Origin of the sequence: Diaphorobacter limosus, assembly GCF_033100095.1 — a bacterium.
Taxonomy (GTDB): domain Bacteria; phylum Pseudomonadota; class Gammaproteobacteria; order Burkholderiales; family Burkholderiaceae_C; genus Alicycliphilus; species Alicycliphilus limosus.
In genome coordinates this window covers 2,541,724-2,561,790 of sequence record NZ_CP136921.1, presented here as the reverse complement: position 1 = coordinate 2,561,790, position 20,067 = coordinate 2,541,724, and the positions used below count along the sequence as shown (strand labels likewise).

19 protein-coding genes are annotated in these 20,067 nt (G+C 63.3%); 9 read left to right on the top strand and 10 right to left on the bottom strand.

The features are described 5' to 3' along the window. Positions 1–89 precede the first annotated feature (89 nt). A complete protein-coding gene (gene norR / locus P4826_RS12405; RefSeq protein WP_317700683.1) occupies positions 90–1,709 on the top strand; it encodes a nitric oxide reductase transcriptional regulator NorR in 1,620 nt (539 codons plus the stop codon). 500 nt (positions 1,710–2,209) lie between these two features. On the opposite strand, the gene P4826_RS12400 is transcribed toward norR, so the two are convergent. After that, positions 2,210–2,620: a hypothetical protein gene (locus P4826_RS12400; protein WP_317700682.1), complete on the bottom strand. Its 411-nt coding sequence runs from the start codon at positions 2,618–2,620 to the stop codon at positions 2,210–2,212. 120 nt (positions 2,621–2,740) lie between these two features. Continuing rightward, entirely contained in the window at positions 2,741–3,043 is a 303-nt protein-coding gene (locus P4826_RS12395; RefSeq protein WP_317700681.1) for an excalibur calcium-binding domain-containing protein, read from the bottom strand. 144 nt (positions 3,044–3,187) lie between these two features. On the opposite strand from P4826_RS12395, the gene P4826_RS12390 reads away from it, so the two are divergent. Then, positions 3,188–4,216, top strand: a complete 1,029-nt coding sequence (locus P4826_RS12390) for an IS110-like element ISPa29 family transposase (protein ID WP_317700680.1) — start codon at positions 3,188–3,190, stop codon at positions 4,214–4,216. Positions 4,217–4,553: 337 nt separating this feature from the next. On the opposite strand, the gene P4826_RS12385 is transcribed toward P4826_RS12390, so the two are convergent. The 5 genes from P4826_RS12385 to P4826_RS12365 form a co-directional block, all read right to left on the bottom strand. After that, complete coding sequence (locus P4826_RS12385; protein ID WP_317700679.1) at positions 4,554–4,886, bottom strand: DUF1010 domain-containing protein; 333 nt, start codon at positions 4,884–4,886, stop codon at positions 4,554–4,556. Positions 4,887–5,374: 488 nt separating this feature from the next. Beyond that, positions 5,375–5,707: a hypothetical protein gene (locus P4826_RS12380; RefSeq protein ID WP_317700678.1), complete on the bottom strand. Its 333-nt coding sequence runs from the start codon at positions 5,705–5,707 to the stop codon at positions 5,375–5,377. A 311-nt stretch (positions 5,708–6,018) separates the two neighbouring features. Next, positions 6,019–7,263 carry an nSTAND1 domain-containing NTPase gene (locus tag P4826_RS12375; RefSeq protein ID WP_317700677.1) on the bottom strand — a complete coding sequence of 415 codons (1,245 nt, stop codon included), beginning with the start codon at positions 7,261–7,263 and terminating at the stop codon, positions 6,019–6,021. 378 nt (positions 7,264–7,641) lie between these two features. After that, positions 7,642–8,196, bottom strand: coding sequence for an aminoglycoside N-acetyltransferase AAC(6')-IIa (locus P4826_RS12370; protein ID WP_023622803.1), 555 nt, complete (start codon positions 8,194–8,196; stop codon positions 7,642–7,644). A 21-nt stretch (positions 8,197–8,217) separates the two neighbouring features. Further along, positions 8,218–8,466 carry a DUF1010 domain-containing protein gene (locus P4826_RS12365; RefSeq protein ID WP_317700676.1) on the bottom strand — a complete coding sequence of 83 codons (249 nt, stop codon included), beginning with the start codon at positions 8,464–8,466 and terminating at the stop codon, positions 8,218–8,220. Positions 8,467–9,209: 743 nt separating this feature from the next. Here P4826_RS12365 and P4826_RS12360 point away from each other — a divergent pair. The 7 genes from P4826_RS12360 (at position 9,210) to P4826_RS12330 (ending at position 16,591) form a co-directional block, all read left to right on the top strand. Next, complete coding sequence (locus tag P4826_RS12360) at positions 9,210–10,235, top strand: integron integrase (RefSeq protein ID WP_317703761.1); 1,026 nt, start codon at positions 9,210–9,212, stop codon at positions 10,233–10,235. Between the two features lie 30 nt (positions 10,236–10,265). Next, on the top strand, positions 10,266–11,654 hold the full coding sequence (locus P4826_RS12355) for an L-serine ammonia-lyase (RefSeq protein WP_317700675.1): 1,389 nt from the start codon (positions 10,266–10,268) through the stop codon (positions 11,652–11,654). A gap of 533 nt (positions 11,655–12,187) precedes the next feature. Beyond that, positions 12,188–13,756 (top strand): class I adenylate-forming enzyme family protein, encoded by a 1,569-nt coding sequence (locus P4826_RS12350; protein ID WP_317700674.1) that lies wholly within the window; start codon positions 12,188–12,190, stop codon positions 13,754–13,756. A gap of 158 nt (positions 13,757–13,914) precedes the next feature. After that, positions 13,915–14,907: a tripartite tricarboxylate transporter substrate binding protein gene (locus P4826_RS12345; protein WP_317700673.1), complete on the top strand. Its 993-nt coding sequence runs from the start codon at positions 13,915–13,917 to the stop codon at positions 14,905–14,907. 123 nt (positions 14,908–15,030) lie between these two features. Next, positions 15,031–15,408, top strand: coding sequence for an antitoxin Xre/MbcA/ParS toxin-binding domain-containing protein (locus P4826_RS12340; protein ID WP_317700672.1), 378 nt, complete (start codon positions 15,031–15,033; stop codon positions 15,406–15,408). Beyond that, on the top strand, positions 15,408–16,118 hold the full coding sequence (locus P4826_RS12335; protein ID WP_317700671.1) for an RES family NAD+ phosphorylase: 711 nt from the start codon (positions 15,408–15,410) through the stop codon (positions 16,116–16,118). Before P4826_RS12340 ends, P4826_RS12335 begins: the two co-directional genes overlap by 1 nt. 26 nt (positions 16,119–16,144) lie before the next feature. Continuing rightward, positions 16,145–16,591 carry a PaaI family thioesterase gene (locus P4826_RS12330; protein ID WP_317700670.1) on the top strand — a complete coding sequence of 149 codons (447 nt, stop codon included), beginning with the start codon at positions 16,145–16,147 and terminating at the stop codon, positions 16,589–16,591. Positions 16,592–16,643: 52 nt separating this feature from the next. Here the strand turns inward: P4826_RS12330 and P4826_RS12325 are convergent, their stop codons facing one another. The 3 genes from P4826_RS12325 to P4826_RS12315 form a co-directional block, all read right to left on the bottom strand. Next, the gene (locus tag P4826_RS12325) at positions 16,644–17,654 is read right to left on the bottom strand and encodes a Bug family tripartite tricarboxylate transporter substrate binding protein (RefSeq protein ID WP_317700669.1); all 1,011 of its coding nucleotides are present in this window, start codon (positions 17,652–17,654) and stop codon (positions 16,644–16,646) included. A 123-nt stretch (positions 17,655–17,777) separates the two neighbouring features. Further along, the gene (locus tag P4826_RS12320) at positions 17,778–18,761 is read right to left on the bottom strand and encodes a Bug family tripartite tricarboxylate transporter substrate binding protein (RefSeq protein ID WP_317700668.1); all 984 of its coding nucleotides are present in this window, start codon (positions 18,759–18,761) and stop codon (positions 17,778–17,780) included. Positions 18,762–18,785: 24 nt separating this feature from the next. After that, entirely contained in the window at positions 18,786–19,928 is a 1,143-nt protein-coding gene (locus P4826_RS12315) for an acyl-CoA dehydrogenase family protein (protein WP_317700667.1), read from the bottom strand. Between the last annotated feature and the right edge of the window lie 139 nt (positions 19,929–20,067).

Here is a 20,067-nt window from a genome sequence, read left to right as displayed (position 1 = left end):
GGGCCAGATGCTGCATTGCCGCGAATCAAGGGTTTATACGAGCATGGGTAAAATAAACCCTGATTAAAACGGGTAAAAAACACCTTTTCATGGTATTTATGACCACAAACGCCCACCCGCTCACCGTCGCGCCCGAGGGCTTGCTGCCCCTGTGCGCCGACATGGCCACCGATCTGCCCCAGGCCGTGCGCCTGCAGCGGCTGGTGGACTTGACGCGCGCCCAGTTCAACTGCGGCGCCGTGGCCCTGCTGCGGCTGGAGGAAGACCGCCTGCGCCCCGTGGCCGTCACCGGCCTGGTCAGCGACGCGCTGGGCCGGCGCTTTGCCGTGGGCCAGCACCCGCGCCTTGCGGCCATCCTGGCGCGGCGCGAGGTCACCTGCTTCGAGCACGACAGCCAGCTGCCCGACCCCTACGACGGCCTGCTCGACACCCTGGTGGGCGAGCCCCTGCCCGTGCACGACTGCATGGGCGTGGCCCTGCATGTGGAGGGCCGCCCCTGGGGCGTGCTGACGCTGGACGCGCTGACCACCGGCACCTTCAGCCCGGCGGCGCGCCAGCGCCTGGCGCGCTGCGTGCCCATGGCCGAGGCCGTGGTGCGCATGGCCCGGCTGGAGCACGAGCTGCGCACCCTGCGCATGGCCGGCACCGCCGCCACTGAGGGAGACGACGTCCTGCGCGCGCAAGACCGCGCCGGCGCCGGCGAGGCCGAGATCGTCGGCGAAAGCCCGGCCCTCAAGCGCCTGCTGCACGAGCTGGCCGTGGTCGCCACATCCGACCTGCCGGTGCTGCTGCTGGGCGAGACCGGCGTCGGCAAAGAGCTGTTCGCGCGCCTGCTGCACCAGCAGTCGGGGCGGCGCAGCCGGCCCATGGTGCATGTCAACTGCGCGGCCCTGCCCGAATCGCTGGCCGAGAGCGAACTCTTCGGCCATGTGCGCGGCGCGTTCTCGGGCGCCGTCAGCGACCGGCCCGGCCGCATCGAAGCCGCCGAGGGCGGCACGCTGTTCCTGGACGAAGTGGGCGAGCTGCCCCTGTCCGTGCAGGCAAAACTGCTGCGCACGCTGCAAAACGGCGAGATCCAGCGCCTGGGCGCCGACCGCCCGCGCCGCGTGCATGTGCGCGTCATAGCCGCCACCAACCGCAACCTGCGCGAAGAGGTCGCCAGCGGCGCCTTCCGCGCCGACCTCTACCACCGTCTGTCGGTCTACCCCGTGCCCATCCCCCCGCTGCGCGAGCGCGGCAACGACGTGCTGCTGCTGGCCGGCCGCTTTCTGGAGCTGAACCGCGCCCGCCTGGGGCTGCGCAGCCTGCGCCTGTCGCCCGACGCCCAGGCCGCCCTGCGCCGCTACGCCTGGCCGGGCAACGTGCGCGAACTGGAGCATGTCATCAGCCGCGCCGCCCTCAAGGCCCTGAGCCGCGGCGCCGACCGCAACGCCATCCTCACGCTGGAGGCCGGCCTGCTGGACCTGGACGCGCTCGAAGCCCCCGCCGCCGACAACACCCCAGCGCCCACCGCGCGCGCTGCCCCTGCTGCCGCACCGGCCACCACCACCACCACCACCCTGCGCGACGCCATTGACGCCTGCCAGCGCCAAGCCATCACCACCGCCCTGGACAGCCACCAGGCCAACTGGGCCCAGGCCGCCCGCGCGCTCGACGTGGACGCCAGCAACCTGCACAAGCTGGCGCGCCGCCTGGGGCTCAAGGGCTGAAGTGGCGGGGGGATTTGCTCCTTCCCCCACTGGGGGAAGGTTGGGCTGGGGGCCAGCGACGCTCGCATCCTCATGCCGGCAAGATGCCGGCGCTCCCGGCCCCCATCCCTGCCTTCCCCAGAGGGCATGAGTACCTACACAAGTCGCAGCTCTGTGCTTTTCTCCCCTCTCCCGCAAGGGAGCAAAACCAGCGCCGCTTTGCTGCTGCTTCTCCCTCTCCCGCTGGCGGGAGAGGGTAGGGGTGAGGGCCGTAAAAGTGGGCGCCGCACTCAATCACCCCCTCACCCCTACCCTCTCCACCAAGGGGGCGAGGGAGTTGAAGCCTGCGTCAAACAAGCGTTCTGCGCTACAAAAAGATGTGTAACTACCCAGTCCCAGAGCGGGAAGGAGTCAAAAATACGATGAAAATCCAGCCCTAGCAATCGTGAATAAAGGGCAAACAGCTATAAATACAATAGTAAAAATCACCGGAGCCGCCGCCCCACCGTTGGCGGCCAAGCTTACACAAGCTCAATGCCATGCTCGGCACACCACGCGCGCAGGCGCGCCTCGGTGGCAGCGCTCTCATAGTCATACCAGGCCTGAATCCGACCCCGGCGCTCCAGAAAATCCTTGAAACGCCGGTACGCGCCGCGCTTGCTGAAAAACCCCCAAACGGTGTCCACGTCGTCGGGCAGCTGCTCCCGCGCAAACTCCATCACCAGCTCGCGCCCCAGCCCAAGCACCGCCTTGTCCGGCAGGGCAAGGTAATCGCCACTGTCCAAATCCTCCGGGGCATCTTCTTCCAGCTCGCTGGAGACAAAATGAACCGTACCCCGCTCCAGGCTGATGAATGCCTGGTTGGTGGGCATGGCCCCGAAGGCGCCAAATTCGAAGCCATCGAGAACCTCGGTGAACTTGGCGACCGTCATGATGGCCTGCTCCGTGTGTCAAAAAAAGGGGGGTTATGGTTCCAGATAGCGTCGAACGCTCTGAGTTCAGCCGCCGCCGTAGGCGGTCGGCTGCGACGAACTGTTAGCCCCTAGTTTGATTTATTTGCACCACTGCTGCTCGCATGGAACGCCATCATTGTTTCCATCCATTTTCGTGCCAGGGCAGTTTTTAAGAAAGAAGGTGGCTTCTTCGCACGAAGTCATCTGAGAGCAATGGGTTCGTCCGTCGCACTGAAATTTTGGAGTGACATCAATACTTCGGTTGCGTCTAGAAGAACCACTTGAAATATCAATTTCTTGAGATATTCCTTGAAATTGTTGTGCCGTACGTTGAGATTGATATTTTTCATAACCCTTCCAGGCGCCAAAGGCGAGTAGGGCAATGAGAAGGATGCGAAACACACTCTCTCCTGTTGATTGGCTAACGAATGAAAGGGACTTCCCCGTCCCAAGCGCAGCGCGTATTTGCGCAGAACGGCATCAAAGTGCCACGATGGGAAGTGCAATCTCTCATCAACACGCTTGTTTCATTGGAAGGGGAAGTCCATGACCATCGTAACCGTAGGAATCGACCTGGCAAAGAACGTCTTTGCCGTACACGGCGTGGATGCGGCAGGCAAGCCAGCCCTCGTGCGCCCGAGCGTAGCGCGCAGCAACCTGCTGGAACTCATCGCCACCTTGCCCCCGTGCCTGATCGGCATGGAGGCATGCTCCGGCGCCCACCACTGGGCCCGGGAATTCGAGAAGCTCGGCCACACCGTGCGGCTGATGGCCCCCAAGTTCGTCGCCCCCTACCGCCTCTCGGGCAAACGCGGCAAGAACGACGCGGCCGATGCCGCAGCGATCTGCGAAGCCGTCACCCGCCCCCAGATGCGTTTCGTGCCCCACAAGAGCATCGAGCAGCAAGGCCAGCTCATGGTGCACCGCACCCGCCAGGGATTCGTGGAACAACGCACCGCCACGCTCAACCGCATTCGGGGTCTGCTCTCGGAGTTGGGGCTGGTGCTGCCCCTCAAAGCCGCCACCGTGCGCCGTGAAGCGCTGGCACGCCTCGAAGAGCTGCCCGGCTGGGCCAACACTGTCATCGGCGATCTCTTGAGTGAAGTCACCCGGCTTGATGAACGCATCGCCGAGTACGACCGCCACATCGCCCTCATGGCCCGCCACAGCACCCAGGCGCAGCAGTTGATGCAACTCGGCGGTATTGGCCAGACCACCGCCATGGCACTCATCAGCACCGTGGGCAATGGCCACGACTTCGCCTGCGGGCGCAGCTTCAGCGCCTGGCTGGGCCTGGTGCCCGGGCAATACAGCTCGGGCGGCAAGCAGAGATTGGGACGCATCACCAAAGCCGGAGACGCCTACCTGCGCAGCCTGCTGGTGATGGGAGCCAGAGCGGTGCTTGCCGCTGCCATGAACACCCGCACGCCCAAGCAAGACCCCATCAGCCGCTGGGCCCGCAGCCTGGCCGAGCGCCGGGGCTACTGGCGCGCCGTGGTGGCCATTGCCGCCAAGAACGCCCGCATGTGCTGGGCCGTGCTGCAGCGCGGGGAGGCCTTCAAGATGCCCGCGTGAGCTGGGCCGGCTACGCAACAGACACCAGAACAAGCTGACAGATCAGAAATCCGCCGCGTGAAGGCAGTCGTTGATGTGCAAAAGGCAGGGCCTGCGCCGGGGAATGCTCGGTTAACTCAAGGGGACTCATGGGAGCCATCCCAAAGCCCGACTAACGAATGGAGCCCCCGGCGCGCGTCTTTCATCAGGGTTTGCTGCCAACCAGAAGGCAGCGTAATGACCGTTTGTAGTCACGCCGTCCGCACCGTTTGCCAAGAAGCATCGACGCGCTGCATGCACAAGGCTGGGAGCTGATCTGAAATTGACGAAAACCATGCCTGGGTTGATCGCTGTGCGATCAACCCAGGGAGAGGTATTGCTTGCAAAGGTGGGGAAGCCCTTGTAGGGCGAGGTAAGCCGACCGCCGAAGGCGGGTCGGCTTGACCGAAATGTTAGAGCCAGAAGCCAAAACGGGTAACCTGAATTTGGCGACGGGCACGAACTGCGAAAAAGCACAGCGCCACCGAGGCGGCACAGCGCTTGCAAAACGATAGCTGCTTGCGCTTGTTACACAAGGGCTAGAGGCCAAAAAGACTGGAAACCTGCGCAGCCCATGCAGGCGAAGCCCGGAAAAACGGCAACCCCAGCGCTGCACAACGCTTGAGAAACTGAATGCCGTTTGAATAAACATGGCCTTGAATAAAGCGGGTTTTCAGTGGTGCTAACGTTTGAATTCAGTGGACCAGCCAGCGAAGCTGGCGCAGGTCGGCTGCAATGACCAGTTAGAGATTCTTCCGCACCGCGCCTTTGCGCACGGGCTCCCAGTATCCGCCGCTGCCGTGATAGGTTTCAGCGTGAAGGCCAAACTCCTCTCCACATTGTTGACACTTGAATCTCCAGGCAACGATGTCATCCCAGGATTGGTTGGCAGCCATTTCCGCGAAGCTAGCTGAGTGGGCTCCCGGCTCCGTAATGTCGACTAGCGTGCCGTCACTGATGTTCTCCCTAGCGATAGACATTGCTTTGCGCAAGTCATTGGGCGATCGAACTTGGTAGCGCACGCACAGGCCATCGCACTTCTCGCAAGACATGACGATCTCTAACGTTTAGCTTGAGGGGCGCGGAAACAGGCGGCGAAGCCGGCTGTTGGAGCGTCCCACTCGAAGCGCAGGTTGGGCGTCATTTCCAGAAGCGCCACCAAGGTTTGGAATCGGCAGACGAAGGGCCCTTGCGGAGAACCTCGAATCCTTCGTAGTCGACGCCAGGAATGTCTTCATCGTGTTTGAAACCGATTACTTCTTTGGCTGCGTTTAGTGGGATTTCGAAGTAGTGGTCGACGCCCGCCTTTTCGCCACCGTCTGCCTCTTGTGCTCTCTTGTGCTCCGCAGCCATGGCTTCGAACCCGCCTGGCAGGGCGCCAGAAGTCTTTAAGTGGATGGGGCCATTTTCACCGACATGTTCCGCACGCCATACCTGATTGCCGTCGGCCCAATACTCAGCGGAGCTAAACATCACGTGCTCCTCGATTGAGCATGCGACAACGGGAAAGTGTTCAGACAACGGCGCCAGAATCTTCGGTTGGCGGAAGCGGCTGTCGCACCCACGTGCAACGATGAGGAACCAATTTGCGGGGAGCTCATAGCTCGATAGCGGTTCCCGCGCGTATTCGCACGATTGACCAGTGCGGAGGTAACCGAGCTGCCGGAGTGCCTCGGCCGCGGCGGAGGTTGGAACTGCAAGTAAGGATAACGAGTAGCCCATGTTATGAGGCCCAACGCCTGAATTAAGCCGCGCCGCGAAGCGGCGTCGGCTTGAATGAATTGTTATACGGCGCTCTGCGCGTCTGCTCCGTGAAGCATTTTTACAAAACTAGGCATTCGAGGGTCCACGAAGCGGTAGTATCCCCGTCCGCACTTTTCCATGATGCTGTCTGCTCTAGCCGCAATTGCTATCAATCGCCGAGAGACAACTTTCTGGTCCACATCAAATTTGACGAAAACCTTGATTTGCTGTTGGATGTCGGAAGCGCGAAATTCCACTCCTTTGCAATGCGCGGCGCCCTGAACGATTATTTTGTACTCATGCGGTTTGTTGAAATTATGGAGGCAGTTAGTGTAGCTGTCCTTTAGCGCATTCTCTGAGTCTTTTACGGACTCATTTAATGCTGCCTTGAGAACATCGGTGCCGACATGCTTGTTTCCACTAATTACGCTTGCTTCTGCGCACTTTAGGCAGATGAGGTGGGTGAAATGAGGAAGTCCGGCGCTAATATCGGTGATTGTTTTGACAACATCTTCGGTTGGGATTTGTCCAATTTTCTTAAAGCCGTTGTGTATGATTTTCCTGACATCGTCGTCGTTCATTCTTTTTAAATGTACCTCTTTGAGGCAACGCTGAATTGAAGGATGTCCTGCAGTTAGATCGGCGCCAGTACTGGCAATACCGACTAAGACGATTTTCAACTGCGACTTGTTGTCGCTCAGCAATTTTACGAGTTCCGCAAGTTTCTTTCGATCTTCTTTATCAGCAACTGCGTCAATCTCATCAATCAGAAAAATCCCGGCTTTGGATTGAATTTGCTCGGCAACCCAAGACGGCGACGAAAGGTTGACCTGATGCAATATCTTGACTGCACTCTGTCGGTGTGAATCTACTTCTGCCCCCACTATCGGAATCTTTACAGAGGCTTTTCCGCCCTCATTTGTTGTTTGCGTCGTTTCACGGTTTTGATGATTGATCTCAAGCGCCTGTAGAACCTTCAAAGCGATCGACTCGAAGGTATCGCTTGAGTCGCATCTTTTCTCTATGTACTTGCCGCCTTTCATTATCCCTTGCAGAAGCACGCGACAAGTCGTGATCGCAAGCGATGTTTTTCCTACGCCGCGGTCGCCATAGACCAAGACATGTAAGCCATCGGTATTAATTACGCTGACAAAACGAGAGGCTTCTTCCTCTCTTCCGAAAAAATGTGAGATATCGTCAACAGGTGCGTGCGGCGTAAAAACCTTTCTTGCGCCGCTACTAATGATCTTCTTCTCGCGCGTGATCCCAAATGTTCCGCTGCTCATGCTTCCCCTAATGTTTAGATGAGTGCCGTATAACGAAAGTAGTTGAGCAATGTGGTGCGAAGCGCCACGTTGCTCGAACGAAGGGTTCTGCGACGTTGGAGCGGGGCACCCAAAAAACCTGAGTTTTGTAAACAGACGATGTGCACCACTGACCCAAACAATGCCTGATGCTCATGCTGCGCTGTAAAGATGCGTCCACATAAGCTCGCTTATGTCGCGCGCTTGAAAGCGCAGCACACGCTATCAGATTTTTCTTGTTTTATAAATACCCGTCGTTTGTGTTATCAGTCGCATATTTCAATTATGCGGCGCAGCTCTAATGTCGAAGAACACCTGAATTAAGCCGCGCCGCGAAGCGGCGTCGGCTTGAATGAGTTGTTAGGCAACACCGCGCTTTCTCTCGAAGGCTTGTCGTGTTTGAACCATGTAAACCGCCGGCCCGTCAGGCGTGGTGATGATCTTCTCCCGCACGAATCCTGCCTTCTCATAGCAGCGTATGGCTCGATGGTTGTTCGGAGTCGGGTCGGTCTGAATCTTCGTCACGGTGGGGTCCGAGAACAGTAGTTCAACGAGAGCGCGGACAAGCCTTGTTCCTAGGCCTTTGTTCAACTGTGTCGGGTCAGCCAGAGACTGGTCTATTCCTCGCACTCCTGGATCAGTTTCATCTTCCCACCAGCCATCACCGCTTCCGAGCGCGACGTACGACTGAGCATAGCCGATCGGTTCCTCGCCCAGCATTGCGATGTACGGTGTTACGGACTCTTCCGCCATCGCTCTGGGCAGGTAGTGTTCCAGCACTTCATCAAGAGTCGGTCGCTCTTCGTCACCACCCCACCACTCAACGATGTGCGGCCGGTTGAGCCAATCATGGAGCATCGGCAGGTCGCGCTCGGTCATGAGGCGAAGAGTTATGGGGGGGGTGCTCGCGGACATGAAATGGTCGCTCTGTGCTGCCTAACGGACTAGGTAAGCCGCCCGCAGTATGCGGGTCGGCTTGAGCGCCGGGTTAGACCCAAAGCGCAAAAACGAAAGTGACCGCACGCGCCACGGACTACGAAAAAAATAGCTACTAGCGCTTACTGGACAAGGGCTATAGGCCAAAAAGGCTTGAAACTGGCGCAACCCATGCAGGCGAAGCCCGAGCAAACGCCAAACACCCAGCGGACGAACGCTTGCGAGGGTAAATGGCGTTTGAATATTCATGGGCTGAAATGGGCAGGAATAAAAGGCGGGCTAACGAAAGTAGTTGAGCAATGTGGTGCGAAGCGCCACGTTGCTCGAACGAAGGGTTCTGCGACGTTGGAGCGGGGCACCCAAAAAACCTGAGTTTTGTAAACAGACGATGTGCACCACTGACCCAAACAATGCCTGATGCTCATGCTGCGCTGTAAAGATGCGTCCACATAAGCTCGCTTATGTCGCGCGCTTGAAAGCGCAGCACACGCTATCAGATTTTTCTTGTTTTATAAATACCCGTCGTTTGTGTTATCAGTCGCATATTTCAATTATGCGGCGCAGCTCTAATGTCGAAGAACGAAAGTAGTTGAGCAATGTGGTGCGAAGCGCCACGTTGCTCGAACGAAGGGTTCTGCGACGTTGGAGCGGGGCACCCAAAAAACCTGAGTTTTGTAAACAGACGATGTGCACCACTGACCCAAACAATGCCTGATGCTCATGCTGCGCTGTAAAGATGCGTCCACATAAGCTCGCTTATGTCGCGCGCTTGAAAGCGCAGCACACGCTATCAGATTTTTCTTGTTTTATAAATACCCGTCGTTTGTGTTATCAGTCGCATATTTCAATTATGCGGCGCAGCTCTAATGTCGAAGAACTAGAATTAGACGAGGGGCATCTTAACTCGGGTAGTCGGAAAGTTCAATATGTTTCGTTACGTCTACAGGCAAACCCCATCACGCAGCCGTTTAGCCAAACCTAAAATTTTGCGGATGACACAGGATGCCGCCGTCCCTCCTGACCTCGTCACCGCCCCCGTGCAACCGCCCAAGTTGCTGGAGCGCATGCGCATTCATCTGCGCACGCGGCACTACAGCATTCGTACCGAGGAGGCGTACATAGACTGGGCGCGGCGCTTCATCCTGTTCCATGACAAGCGCCACCCGCAGGACATGGGCGCGGCCGAGGTCGAGGCTTTCTTGAGCCACCTGGCGGTGGACAGGCAGGTGTCGGCATCCACGCAGAATCAGGCCAAGGCGGCGCTTCTTTATTTGTACAAGCAAGTGCTCGCTATCGATCTGCCCTGGCTGGACGAGGTGATCCAGGCCAGGCGTCCGCGCAGGTTGCCGGTGGTGCTGACGCCATCCGAGGTGCGCCAGTTGCTGATGCACATGGATGGCACGACAGGCTTGATTGCGCAATTGCTGTACGGCACCGGCATGCGGCTGATGGAGGCCTTGCGCCTGCGCGTGAAGGATGTGGAGTTTGAGCGGCGCGAGATTGTGATTCGCGAGGGCAAGGGGAATAAGGACCGTATTACGGTATTGCCAGAAAATCTGATCGCCCCTTTGAAAGATCAATTGCAAAAGGCCCGTGTCTTGCATGAGAAGGATTTGGCCTTGGGCCTGGGTTGCGTATATTTGCCGCATGCGCTGGCGGCCAAATATCCGCAGGCGGATATCAAATGGGCGTGGCAATGGGTTTTTCCGTCGCCCGTGCGCTCCATTGATCCCAGGCCGGATGCGCGCACCGGCCAGAATATCCAGCGCCGCCACCATGTTTACCCCGAATCGGTGCAGCGCGCCGTGCGTGATGCGGCGCGGCTGGCCAATATCCATAAAACGGTGTCGCCCCATGTGCTGCGCCATTCATTTGCCACGCATTTGCTGCAGGCGGGTTATGACATTCGCACGGTGCAAGAGTTGCTGGGCCATGCCGATGTGAGCACGACCATGATTTACACCCATGTGCTCAACAAGGGCGGGCGGGGTATTTTGAGCCCGCTGGATGCGCTGTAGCATTCCCCGACATCAGACAGGAGGTTGGCCATGGCCGTCAGCGTTTTCGACCTTTTCAAGATCGGCATAGGCCCGTCCAGCTCGCACACCGTGGGGCCCATGCGCGCGGCGCGGCTGTTTGTGCAGCGCCTGGCGCGCGGCGGGCGCATGGCGCAGGTGGCGCGCGTGCGCAGCACGCTGTATGGCTCGCTGGGCGCCACGGGTCGGGGGCACGCCAGCGACCGGGCGGTGCTGCTGGGTCTGTGCGGCCATGCGCCGGATACGGTGGATGTGGCCCTCATCGATCCGCTGATCGCGCGCATCCGCGGCCAGCACCGGCTGCCGCTGGAGGGCGGCCCCGAGATTGCCTTCGACTGGAACGCCGACCTGCCGCTGATTGCCGACGAAAGCCTGCCGCTGCACGCCAACGGCATGCGCTTCGAAGCCTTCGATGCGGCCGGCAACCTGCTGGACGCGCAGGTGTATTACTCGGTGGGCGGCGGCTTCATCGTCAGCGAAGAGGCGGCCCAGGACGCGCAGCGCCAGGCGCAGATTGCGCCGGATACCGAGGTGCTGCCGCTGCCGTTTCACAGCGGCGCGCAACTACTGGCGCAGGCGCAGGCCCAGGGCGGAAGCATTGCCCAGGTGATGCGCATCAACGAGCGCCATTGGCGCAGTGACGCCGAGATCGACGCCGGCCTGCTGGCCATCTGGCGCGTGATGCAGGACTGCGTGGCGCGCGGCTGCGGCGCCGAGGGCGAGCTGCCCGGCGGCTTTCGCGTGCGCCGGCGCGCCCCCGCGCTGCACCGGGCGCTGCAGGCGTCGCAAAGCCTGCAGCAAGACCCGCTGCAGGTGATCGATTGGGTGAACCTGTTTGCCCTGGCGGTCAACGAAGAAAACGCCGCCGGCGGGCGCGTGGTGACGGCGCCGACCAACGGCGCGGCGGGGATCGTGCCGGCGGTGCTGCATTACTACTGGCGTTATATCGACGGCGCGACCGAGGCGGGCGTGATCGACTTTCTGCTCACCGCCGGCGCCATCGGCATTCTGTACAAGGAGAACGCCTCCATCTCGGGCGCCGAGGTTGGTTGCCAGGGCGAGGTGGGCGTGGCCTGCTCCATGGCCGCCGCCGGTCTGTGCGCCGTGCTGGGCGGCACGCCCGCGCAGGTGGAGAACGCCGCCGAGATTGGCATGGAGCACCACCTGGGCCTGACCTGCGACCCGGTGGGCGGGCTGGTGCAAATCCCTTGCATAGAGCGCAACGCGCTGGCATCCGTCAAGGCCATCAACGCCGCGCGCATGGCGCTGCACGGCGACGGCACGCACCATGTGAGCCTGGACCAGGTCATCAAGACCATGCGCGAGACGGGCGCCGACATGATGACCAAGTACAAGGAGACTTCGCGCGGCGGGCTGGCGGTGAATATCGTGGAGTGCTGAGGCACGACGCTTATATTTTCATAGCGCGTTGCGCTTTGAGTATGCCGGTTTTGGCTGCTTTTCCCTCCCCATTCGTGGGGGCAGCGACGTTCACCCCCTCATGCCGGCAAGATGCCGGCGCTCCCGGCCCCCATCCCCACCTTCCCCCAGAGGGGGAAGGAGTCTGAGACAGCTTGCTGATCAAGCATATTTCTATAGCGCGCTGTGCTGTCATCGTGCCGCTGTTGGCTGTTTCTCCCTCTCCCGCCAGCGGGAGAGGGCAGGGGTGAGGGGGCATAAAAGAGCACTGATCCCCCCTCACCCCCACCCTCTCCCCCAGGGGGGCGAGGGAGTTGAACCCCGTGCCAAACCAGCGGTGTGCGCTAACAAAAGGTGTGTGCATGCACGCAAGGCACGCGGCAACGTATTCCCGCGGGACTGGCAGCCAGAGCCACAACCGCCCTTTGAGTGCGCCAAAGCCGGGGTTGCCCAATCACGAAACCCATGACACGCTGGCCGCCTTATCGTGACGCCTCCACCGACCGGCAAGACCCATGCACCCCGATATCGAACACCTGCTGTCCCAACCCTTCGGCTCGCTGCCCGAATTGATCGCGCGCCAGGCCGCGCTGCGGCCCGGCCACAAGGCTGTGATTTTTGAAGGGCAAAGCCTGGACTACGCCGCCCTGTGCGCCGGGATGAACCGGGTGGCCGCCAGTCTGCAGCGTGACGGCCTGGGGCCGGGCGATGTGCTGGCGATCTGCGCCGGCGCCAGCATCGAATATGTGCTGGCCTACCTGGGCGCGCTGCGCGCCGGGGTGGCCGTGGCGCCGCTGGCGCCCTCGGCCACGGCCGGGCACCTGAGCGCCATGCTGGACAACTGCGGCGCACACCTGGTGCTGCGCGACCGCGAGGTGGCTGCGCAGTGGCCGCTGCACGAGGGCGCCGCGCTGCACTGCGTGGCGCTGGACGATGTGCCCGAGGCCGGCCAGCCCTGGTCGCAATGGCTGGCCGCGGGCGATGCCGCGCCCGACGCCATCACGCCCCGGCCCGACTGGCCGTTCAACGTGATCTATTCCTCGGGCACCACGGGCGTGCCCAAGGGCATAGTCCAGTCCTGGGCCATGCGCTGGGCCCATGTGCAGCGTGCCGTCGGCAATGGTTATGGGCCCGATGCCGTGTCGCTGTGCGCCACGCCGCTGTACTCCAACACCACGCTGGTGGCGGCCCTGCCCACGCTGGCGCTGGGCGGCACGCTGGTGCTGATGCGCAAGTTCGACGCCGCGCATTACCTGCGGCTGGCCGAGCAGCATGGCGCCACGCACAGCATGCTGGTGCCCGTGCAGTACCAGCGCCTGCTGGCCTGCCCCACGTTCGACACCACGGATCTGAGCCGCCTGCAAAACAAGTTTTGCACCAGCGCGCCGTTCAGCGCCAAGCTCAAGGCCGAGGTGCTGCGCCGCTGGCCGGGCCGGCTCATCGAGTACTACGGCCTGACCGAGGGCGGCGTGCGCTGCGAGCTGCATTGCCATGACTTTCCGAACAAGCTGCACACCGTCGGCCGCCCCGCCGATGGCGCCGACATGCGCTTCATTGACGAACAGGGGCGCGAGCTGCCCGCCGGCGAGCAGGGCGAGATCGTCGGACGCTCGGCCGGCATGATGAGCGGCTACTACCGCCTGCCCGAGAAGACCGCCGAGGTCGAATGGTTCGACGGCGAGGGCAACCGCTTCATCCGCAGCGGCGACGTGGGCCGGCTGGACGAGGACGGCTTCATCGTGCTGGGCGACCGCATGAAGGACATGATCATCAGCGGCGGTTTCAACATCTACCCCAGCGACATCGAGGCCGTGCTGGCGCAGCACCCGCAGGTGGCGGAATGCGCGGTGATAGGCGTGCCCTCCGAGCAATGGGGCGAGACCCCCGTGGCTTACGTGGTGGCGCGCGCGGGGGCGCAGCCTGACGCCGCCGAGCTGCGCGTCTGGCTCAACGAGCGCGTCGGCAAGACCCAGCGCGTGGCCGACCTGCGCATCGCCGCCAGCCTGCCGCGCAGCGAGATCGGCAAGGTGCTCAAGCGCGCCCTGCGTGATCAGTATGTGCAGGCACCGCCTGCAAGCACCTGACGCGCGGGCCAGGAGCGCCGGCGTCCCGCCGGCAGGGCCTGATTTTGCTGCCGCTACCGCCAGCGGGAGAGGCAGCACCGGTGCGCATGCCTTGGTGCCGGCGGGACGCCGGCGCTCCCAGCCTTTGTGCCAGTGAATTTTCAAAATAGGAGACCGCCATGCCGATGTATTTCTCGCGACTGCGCCGCACCTTGGTCGCCAGCCTGCTGCTGCCCGCCGCCGCCCTGCTGGCGCCTGCAGCCCATGCCGCCGACCCCTGGCCCACCAAGCCTATCCAGCTGGTGATTCCCTACCCGCCTGGCGGCAGCGCAGACCTGCTGGGCCGGCCGCTGGCGGTGCAGCTGCAGCAGCAGCTGGGCCAGCCTGTGGTGCTGGAATACAAGCCCGGCGCGGGTGGAACGCTGGCCACGCAGTACCTGGCGCGCGCCAAGCCCGATGGCTATACCGTGCTGATGGTGCTGGCCGCCCATGCCATCAACGACAGCCTGTACCCCAAGCTGCCCTACGACACACGCAAGGACTTCGCGCCCGTATCCTGGGTGGCCAACCTGCCCATGGTGGTGGCGGGTAGCAGCAAGCTGCCCGCGAAGAATATTCAGGAGCTGATCCAGGCAGCCAAGGCCGCACCGGACAAGCTGACGTTTGGCTCGGCCGGCAACGGCAATACCGGGCACCTGGCGGCCGAATATTTCAGCAGCATCGCCGGCATCAAGATGACCCATGTGCCCTACAAGGGCAGCGCCGGCGTGGTTAATGCCATGCTGGCCGGCGATATTGACCTGACCTTCGACAGCATCTCCACCTCCATGCCGCACATACGCAGCGGGCGCATGCATGCGCTGGCGGTCACCAGCGCGCAGCGTTCGGCACTGGCGCCAGATGTGGCGACGGTGCAGGAGCAGGGCGTGGCCGGTTTTGACGTGACGGGCTGGTATGCGCTGATCGCCCCCGCCGGCACCCCGTCGGAGGTCACCCAGCGCCTGAGCAGCGAGATTGCCAGCGCGCTGCGCCAGCCGCAGCTGCAAACGCAGCTGGCTGCCGGCGGCTACGTGCCCGTGGGCTCCACGCCCGAGGCGCTGCAGGCACATATCGAGCGCGAAATCACGCGCTGGGCCGCCGTGGTCAAGTCCACTGGGGCCAAGGTGGATTGACCGCGCGCTGTGAGGTGACGTCAGTCACCGGGCCTTGCGTGGTGCCGGGTCACGAACTGGTTGAATAATTAAGATACATAGCTAAAATATTTCATCAGAAATATCTAACAACCAGGGTTCGCCATGCAACGCGCCGCCACCACACCCCAACCCGACCCCGCCGCCGTGCTGGCCAAGGCCACGGCCCGGGCCAGTGAGCTGCTGGGGCTGACGGGCGTCGCCCTGGCCCGCACCATTGGTCTGAGCGAGCCCACGGTCTCGCGCATCCTGCGCGGCGAGAAGACCATAGCCCCCACCTCCAAGGAGGGCGAGCTGGCCCTGCTGCTGGTGCGCGTGTACCGTTCGCTGGATGCGCTGGTGGGCACCGACGACGCCAGGCGCCGAGCCTGGATGGACACCTACAACCAGGCCCTGGGCGGGCGGCCGCTGCAACTGGTGCAACGGGCCGACGGTCTGGTGGCCACGCTGAACTACCTGGACGGCATGCGGGCGCCCGCGTGATGACTTTGGCGGCCGACTGGGAGCGCTTCTGGCTGGAGCCTGGCATAGGTGCCCAATCCATGCTGGCCTGGCGCGGGGTAGAGGCGCAGCACGTGGTCTCCACCATGCGTCTGGTGGACAGCGCGGCCGAGCAGGATTTGCTGGAGCAATTGCTTGAAGCCAGCAAGCCCGCGCTGCCTGCAACACGCCAGCCCCGGCACTACCTGCTGCTGACGCCGTTCCGCTACCGCCCTCATCACCCCAGCCGCTTCCGGCCGGCGCACGCGCGCGGGCAGTGGTATGGGGCCGAAGCACTGTACGCGGCCTGTGCCGAGGTGGCGTACTGGCGCCGGCGGTTCATTCTGGACAGCACCGGTTTGCAGGATCAGACGCTACTGACCGAGCACAGTTTTTTTCAAGCGGCCATCGATGGCCAGGCCATGGACCTGATGGCGCCGCCCTGGAACCAGGCGCGCGCGCTGTGGACGCAGGGCGACGACTACGCCGCCACGCAGGCCGTGGCCGCAGGCGCGCAGCAACGCGGCGTGCAGTGGCTGGCCTATGAGTCGGCACGCGCAAGCGGCCAGCGCTGCGCCGTGGTGTTCGACCCGGACTGCCTGGCCGAGACTGCGGGCGGGCTGGATCACACCCTGCAGACCTGGCACTGCAAGGCCACGCGCGCCAGCGTGATGTTCACGCGCGGGCGCGAGCGCCATGAATGGCATTTTTGAATTTTGAACCTACAGGAACCAGAACCATGAGCAGCAACGACATCCCCCTGAGCCCCTTTGCCGGCGAGGCCCCCGGCCTGCTGTTTGGCCTGCCCATGCCCATGTCGCGTGCCATGGCGCTGCGCGGCGAGCGCATAGGCAACGACCGGGCCCAGGTGCGCATGGGCTTCCAGGCCGAGCAGTCCAACAGCCGCGGTGACGTGCATGGCGGCGCCATTGCCTCGCTGCTCGATTGCACGCTGGCCGGCGCCGCGCGCGCCCATGACCCTGCCGCCTATGGTGTGGTCACCATAGACCTGACGCTGCACTTTGTCTCCGCCGCCAGCGGCGACCTGATTGCCACCGCGCATTGCGAGCGGCGCGGGCGCTCCATCAGCTTTGTGCGCGGCGAGGTGCGCGCCGAGGATGGCACCCTGGTGGCCCTGGCCACGGGCACCTTCAAGCTGGTGGCGCGGCAGCCGGCGCGGGGCTGAAACCAGCGGCGCCCGTGCCCCCCATGCCGGCAAGGTGCCCGCGCCGTCGGGTTCAGTTGGGCTGCACGCCGGCGGCCTGCAGCAGGCGGCCCCAGATCGGCCCTTCCTGCGCCCACAGCCTGCCAAAGCTCTCGGGCGTGTCGTCGTCCACCGGCACGAAGCCCGCGGCGATGATGCGCGCCATGCCTTCGCGGCTGGCCACGGCCTGGTTGGCGGCCTGGGCCCATTGGCGCGCCACGTCCGCGCTCATGCCCTTGGGCCCGGCGATGGCCAGCCAGCCGACCAGGGCCAGGGCCTCCTGCTTGAAACCGCCCTCGGCAAATGTGGGCACATCGGGCAGCAACGGTACGCGGCGCGGGCCGGTCACGGCCAGGGCGCGCAGGCGGCCGCTGTCTATATGCGCCTTGATGGACAGCAGGCTGCCCATGCCGATCTTGATCTGCCCACCCAGCAGGTCCTGGATCATGGGCGCTTCGCCCTTGTAGGCCACATGCGCCATGTCGGCGCCGGCAACGTCGCTGAGCGTGGTGCAGGCCAGCTGGCCGTGCGAGCCTATGCCGTAGGAGCCGTAGGACAGCTTGCCCTTGTTGGCGCGGAGCCAGGCCATGAACTCCTGCAGGTTCTGCGCCGGCACATCGTTGGTCACCACCAGCGCAATCGGCGCCAGGCATACGCGCACCAGCGGGGTGAGGTCGGCCAGCGGGTCGTAGGGCGGCTTCTTGTAGAGATATTTGTTGGTCAGCATGGACGAGGTCGTGCCCAGCAGCACCGTCATGCCATCAGGCGGCGACTTGACCACCATCTCACCGGCGATCAGGCCGGCGCCGCCGGGCTTGTTGTCCACCACCACCGGCTGGCCAAAGCGTTTGCCCATGTGCTCGCCCAGCACGCGCGTGATGACGTCGGTGGCGCCGCCGGCGGCAAAGGGCACGACCACTTTGACCGGGCGCGTGGCAAAGCCGGTTTGCGCCCGCGCGGCGAGCGGGCCGGCGGCTGCGGCGCCGGCGGCAAGCGCCAGCAGCTGGCGGCGGTTGCATGTGGGGGGCTGCATCGGCTTGTTCATGGTTTGTCTCCTCGTGTTGTCGTGTCGTGACCGTTCAGGTGGGGCGCGCTGTGGTCTGTAGGAGCGGCTTTAGCCGCGAATGACGCCGTTCGCGGCTAAAGCCGCTCTACAAGAACCAGGCGGTCAATCCATGGAGATTTTTGCACCCTCGGCCACGGCCTTCCAGTGGGCGGCGTCTTTTTCTACCTGGGTCTTGAAGTCGTCGGGCAGCGAGCCCACGGCGATCAGGCCCATGTCGGTCAGGCGCTTGTTCAGTTCGGGCGACTTGACGATCGCAGCCACCTCGGCGCCCAGCTTGTCCACGATGGGCTTGGGCGTGCTGGCCGGCAGGAACACGCCAAACCAGCCATTGGCCTCCAGCCCGGGGTAGCCGGATTCGGCCATGGTGGGCACGTTCGGCAGCGAGGGGAAGCGCTGTGAGCCGGTTACGGCCAGGATGTTCAGCTTGTCCGACTTGATGTGCGGGTAGGCGGCCGTGGCGTCCACGAAGGCCAGCGTGAGCTGCCCGCCCAGCAGGGCCGCCATCTCGGGGCCCGAGCCCTGGTAGGGGATGTGGGTCAGGTCTATGCCGGCCTGCTGCTTGAAGCGCTCGCCGTTCATGTGCGACGAGGTGGCGTTGCCGTAGGTGCCGTAGTTCATGGTGCCGGGCGCGGCCTTGGCCTTGTCCACGAACTGCGCCAGCGTGGTCACGCCCGAGCTGCGCGGCACCATCAGCAGGTCGGCCGACTTGGCGATCTGTGACACCGGCGCCAGGTCGGCCAGCTTGTACGGCACCTTCTTGTACAGCGCCGGTATCTGCACCACGGCGGTGATGCCCATGAGCACGGTGTAGCCGTCGCCGGGCGCCTTGGCCACGATGTCGTTGCCCAGGATGCCGCTGGCGCCGGGCTTGTTCTCCACCACCACCGGCTGGCCCCAGCGCTGGGTCAGCTGCGTGCCTATCAGGCGGGCGATGGTGTCGGTGCCGCCGCCGGCCGGGTAGGGCACGATGAAGCGCAGGGGCTTCGCTGGATAGTCGCCCTGTGCCTGGGCGCTGCTGGTGCCGAGGGTGGCGCAGGCGGCGGCCAGGGCCATCAGGGCCAGGGTGGTGCGTCGGTTGCGTGTCATGTCTCTCTCCTTGTACTTGGGGGCTCACAAAGTGCGGGCGATGATCTCTTTCATGATCTCGTCGCTGCCGCCGTAGATGCGGCCTATGCGCGCGTCGGTCCAGGCGCGGCCCACCTGGTATTCGGTCATGTAGCCGTAGCCGCCGTGCAGCTGCAAGAACTCGTCGAGCAGCCGGTTCTGCAGCACCGTGGCGTTGAGCTTGACCATGGCGGCGCGTTCGGGCGTCAGTTCGCGGCGCAGGTGCAGGGCGATGCAGTCGTCCACAAAGACGCGCAGCATGGTGGCCTGGGCCTTGGCCTCGGCCAGCTTGAAGCGGGTGTTCTGGAACTCGAACACCGTCTGGCCAAAGGCCTTGCGTTCGCGCGTGTAGTCCACGGTTTTTTGCAAAAAGGTCTCGACCGAGGCGGCGGCGCGCACGGCGACCACCAGGCGCTCCTGGGCCAGTTCCTTCATCAGGTACCTGAAGCCCAGGTTCTCCTCGCCCAGCAGGTTGCCTGCGGGCACGCGCACGTTGTCGAAGAACAGCTCGGAGGTGTCCTGCGCCATCAGGCCTATTTTTTCCAGCTTGCGGCCCTTGCTGAAGCCCGGCGTGCCGTCCTCGACCACGATCAGCGACACGCCCTTGGCCCCCAGCTCGGGCGCGGTCTTGGCGACGACGATGACGATCTCGCTGTTGATGCCGTTGGTGATGAAGGTCTTGCTGCCGTTCAGGACGTAGTGGTCGCCATCGCGCACGGCCGTGGTGCGCACGGACTTGAGGTCGCTGCCCGCGCCGGGCTCGGTCATGGCGATCGCGCCGATCAGCTCGCCCGCCGCCATGCGCGGCAGCCAGCGGTCCTTCTGCTCCTTGTTGCCGTAGGCGAACATGTACGGCGCGACGATGTCCGAGTGCAGCGGAAACCCGAGGCCGCTGGCGCCGGCGCGGGCGATTTCTTCGAGCAGCACGGCGGCATGGCCAAAGTCGCCGCCGCCGCCGTAGGGCTCGGGCAGCATGGGGTTCAAGAGGCCCTCGCGCCCGGCCTTGCGCCAGACCTCCTTGGGCACGATGCCGTCGCGCTCCCACTGGGCATGGTGCGGCACGACTTCGCGCTCGAAGAAGCGCCGCGCCTGCTCGCGGAACTGCTCGTGGTCTTCGCGGTAGATGCTGCGGGTGGTCAGGTCTTGCATGATGGAACTCGCTGATGGGTTGGGTGAAATTGCCTGGCTTTGCACATGTCGCTGAGGCCCCTCACCCCTCCCGGGGGCACAGCGAGACGCTGTGCTCTTCAGGCTGTCCAGTTCCGCGCATGCGGAACTGGAGCCGCAG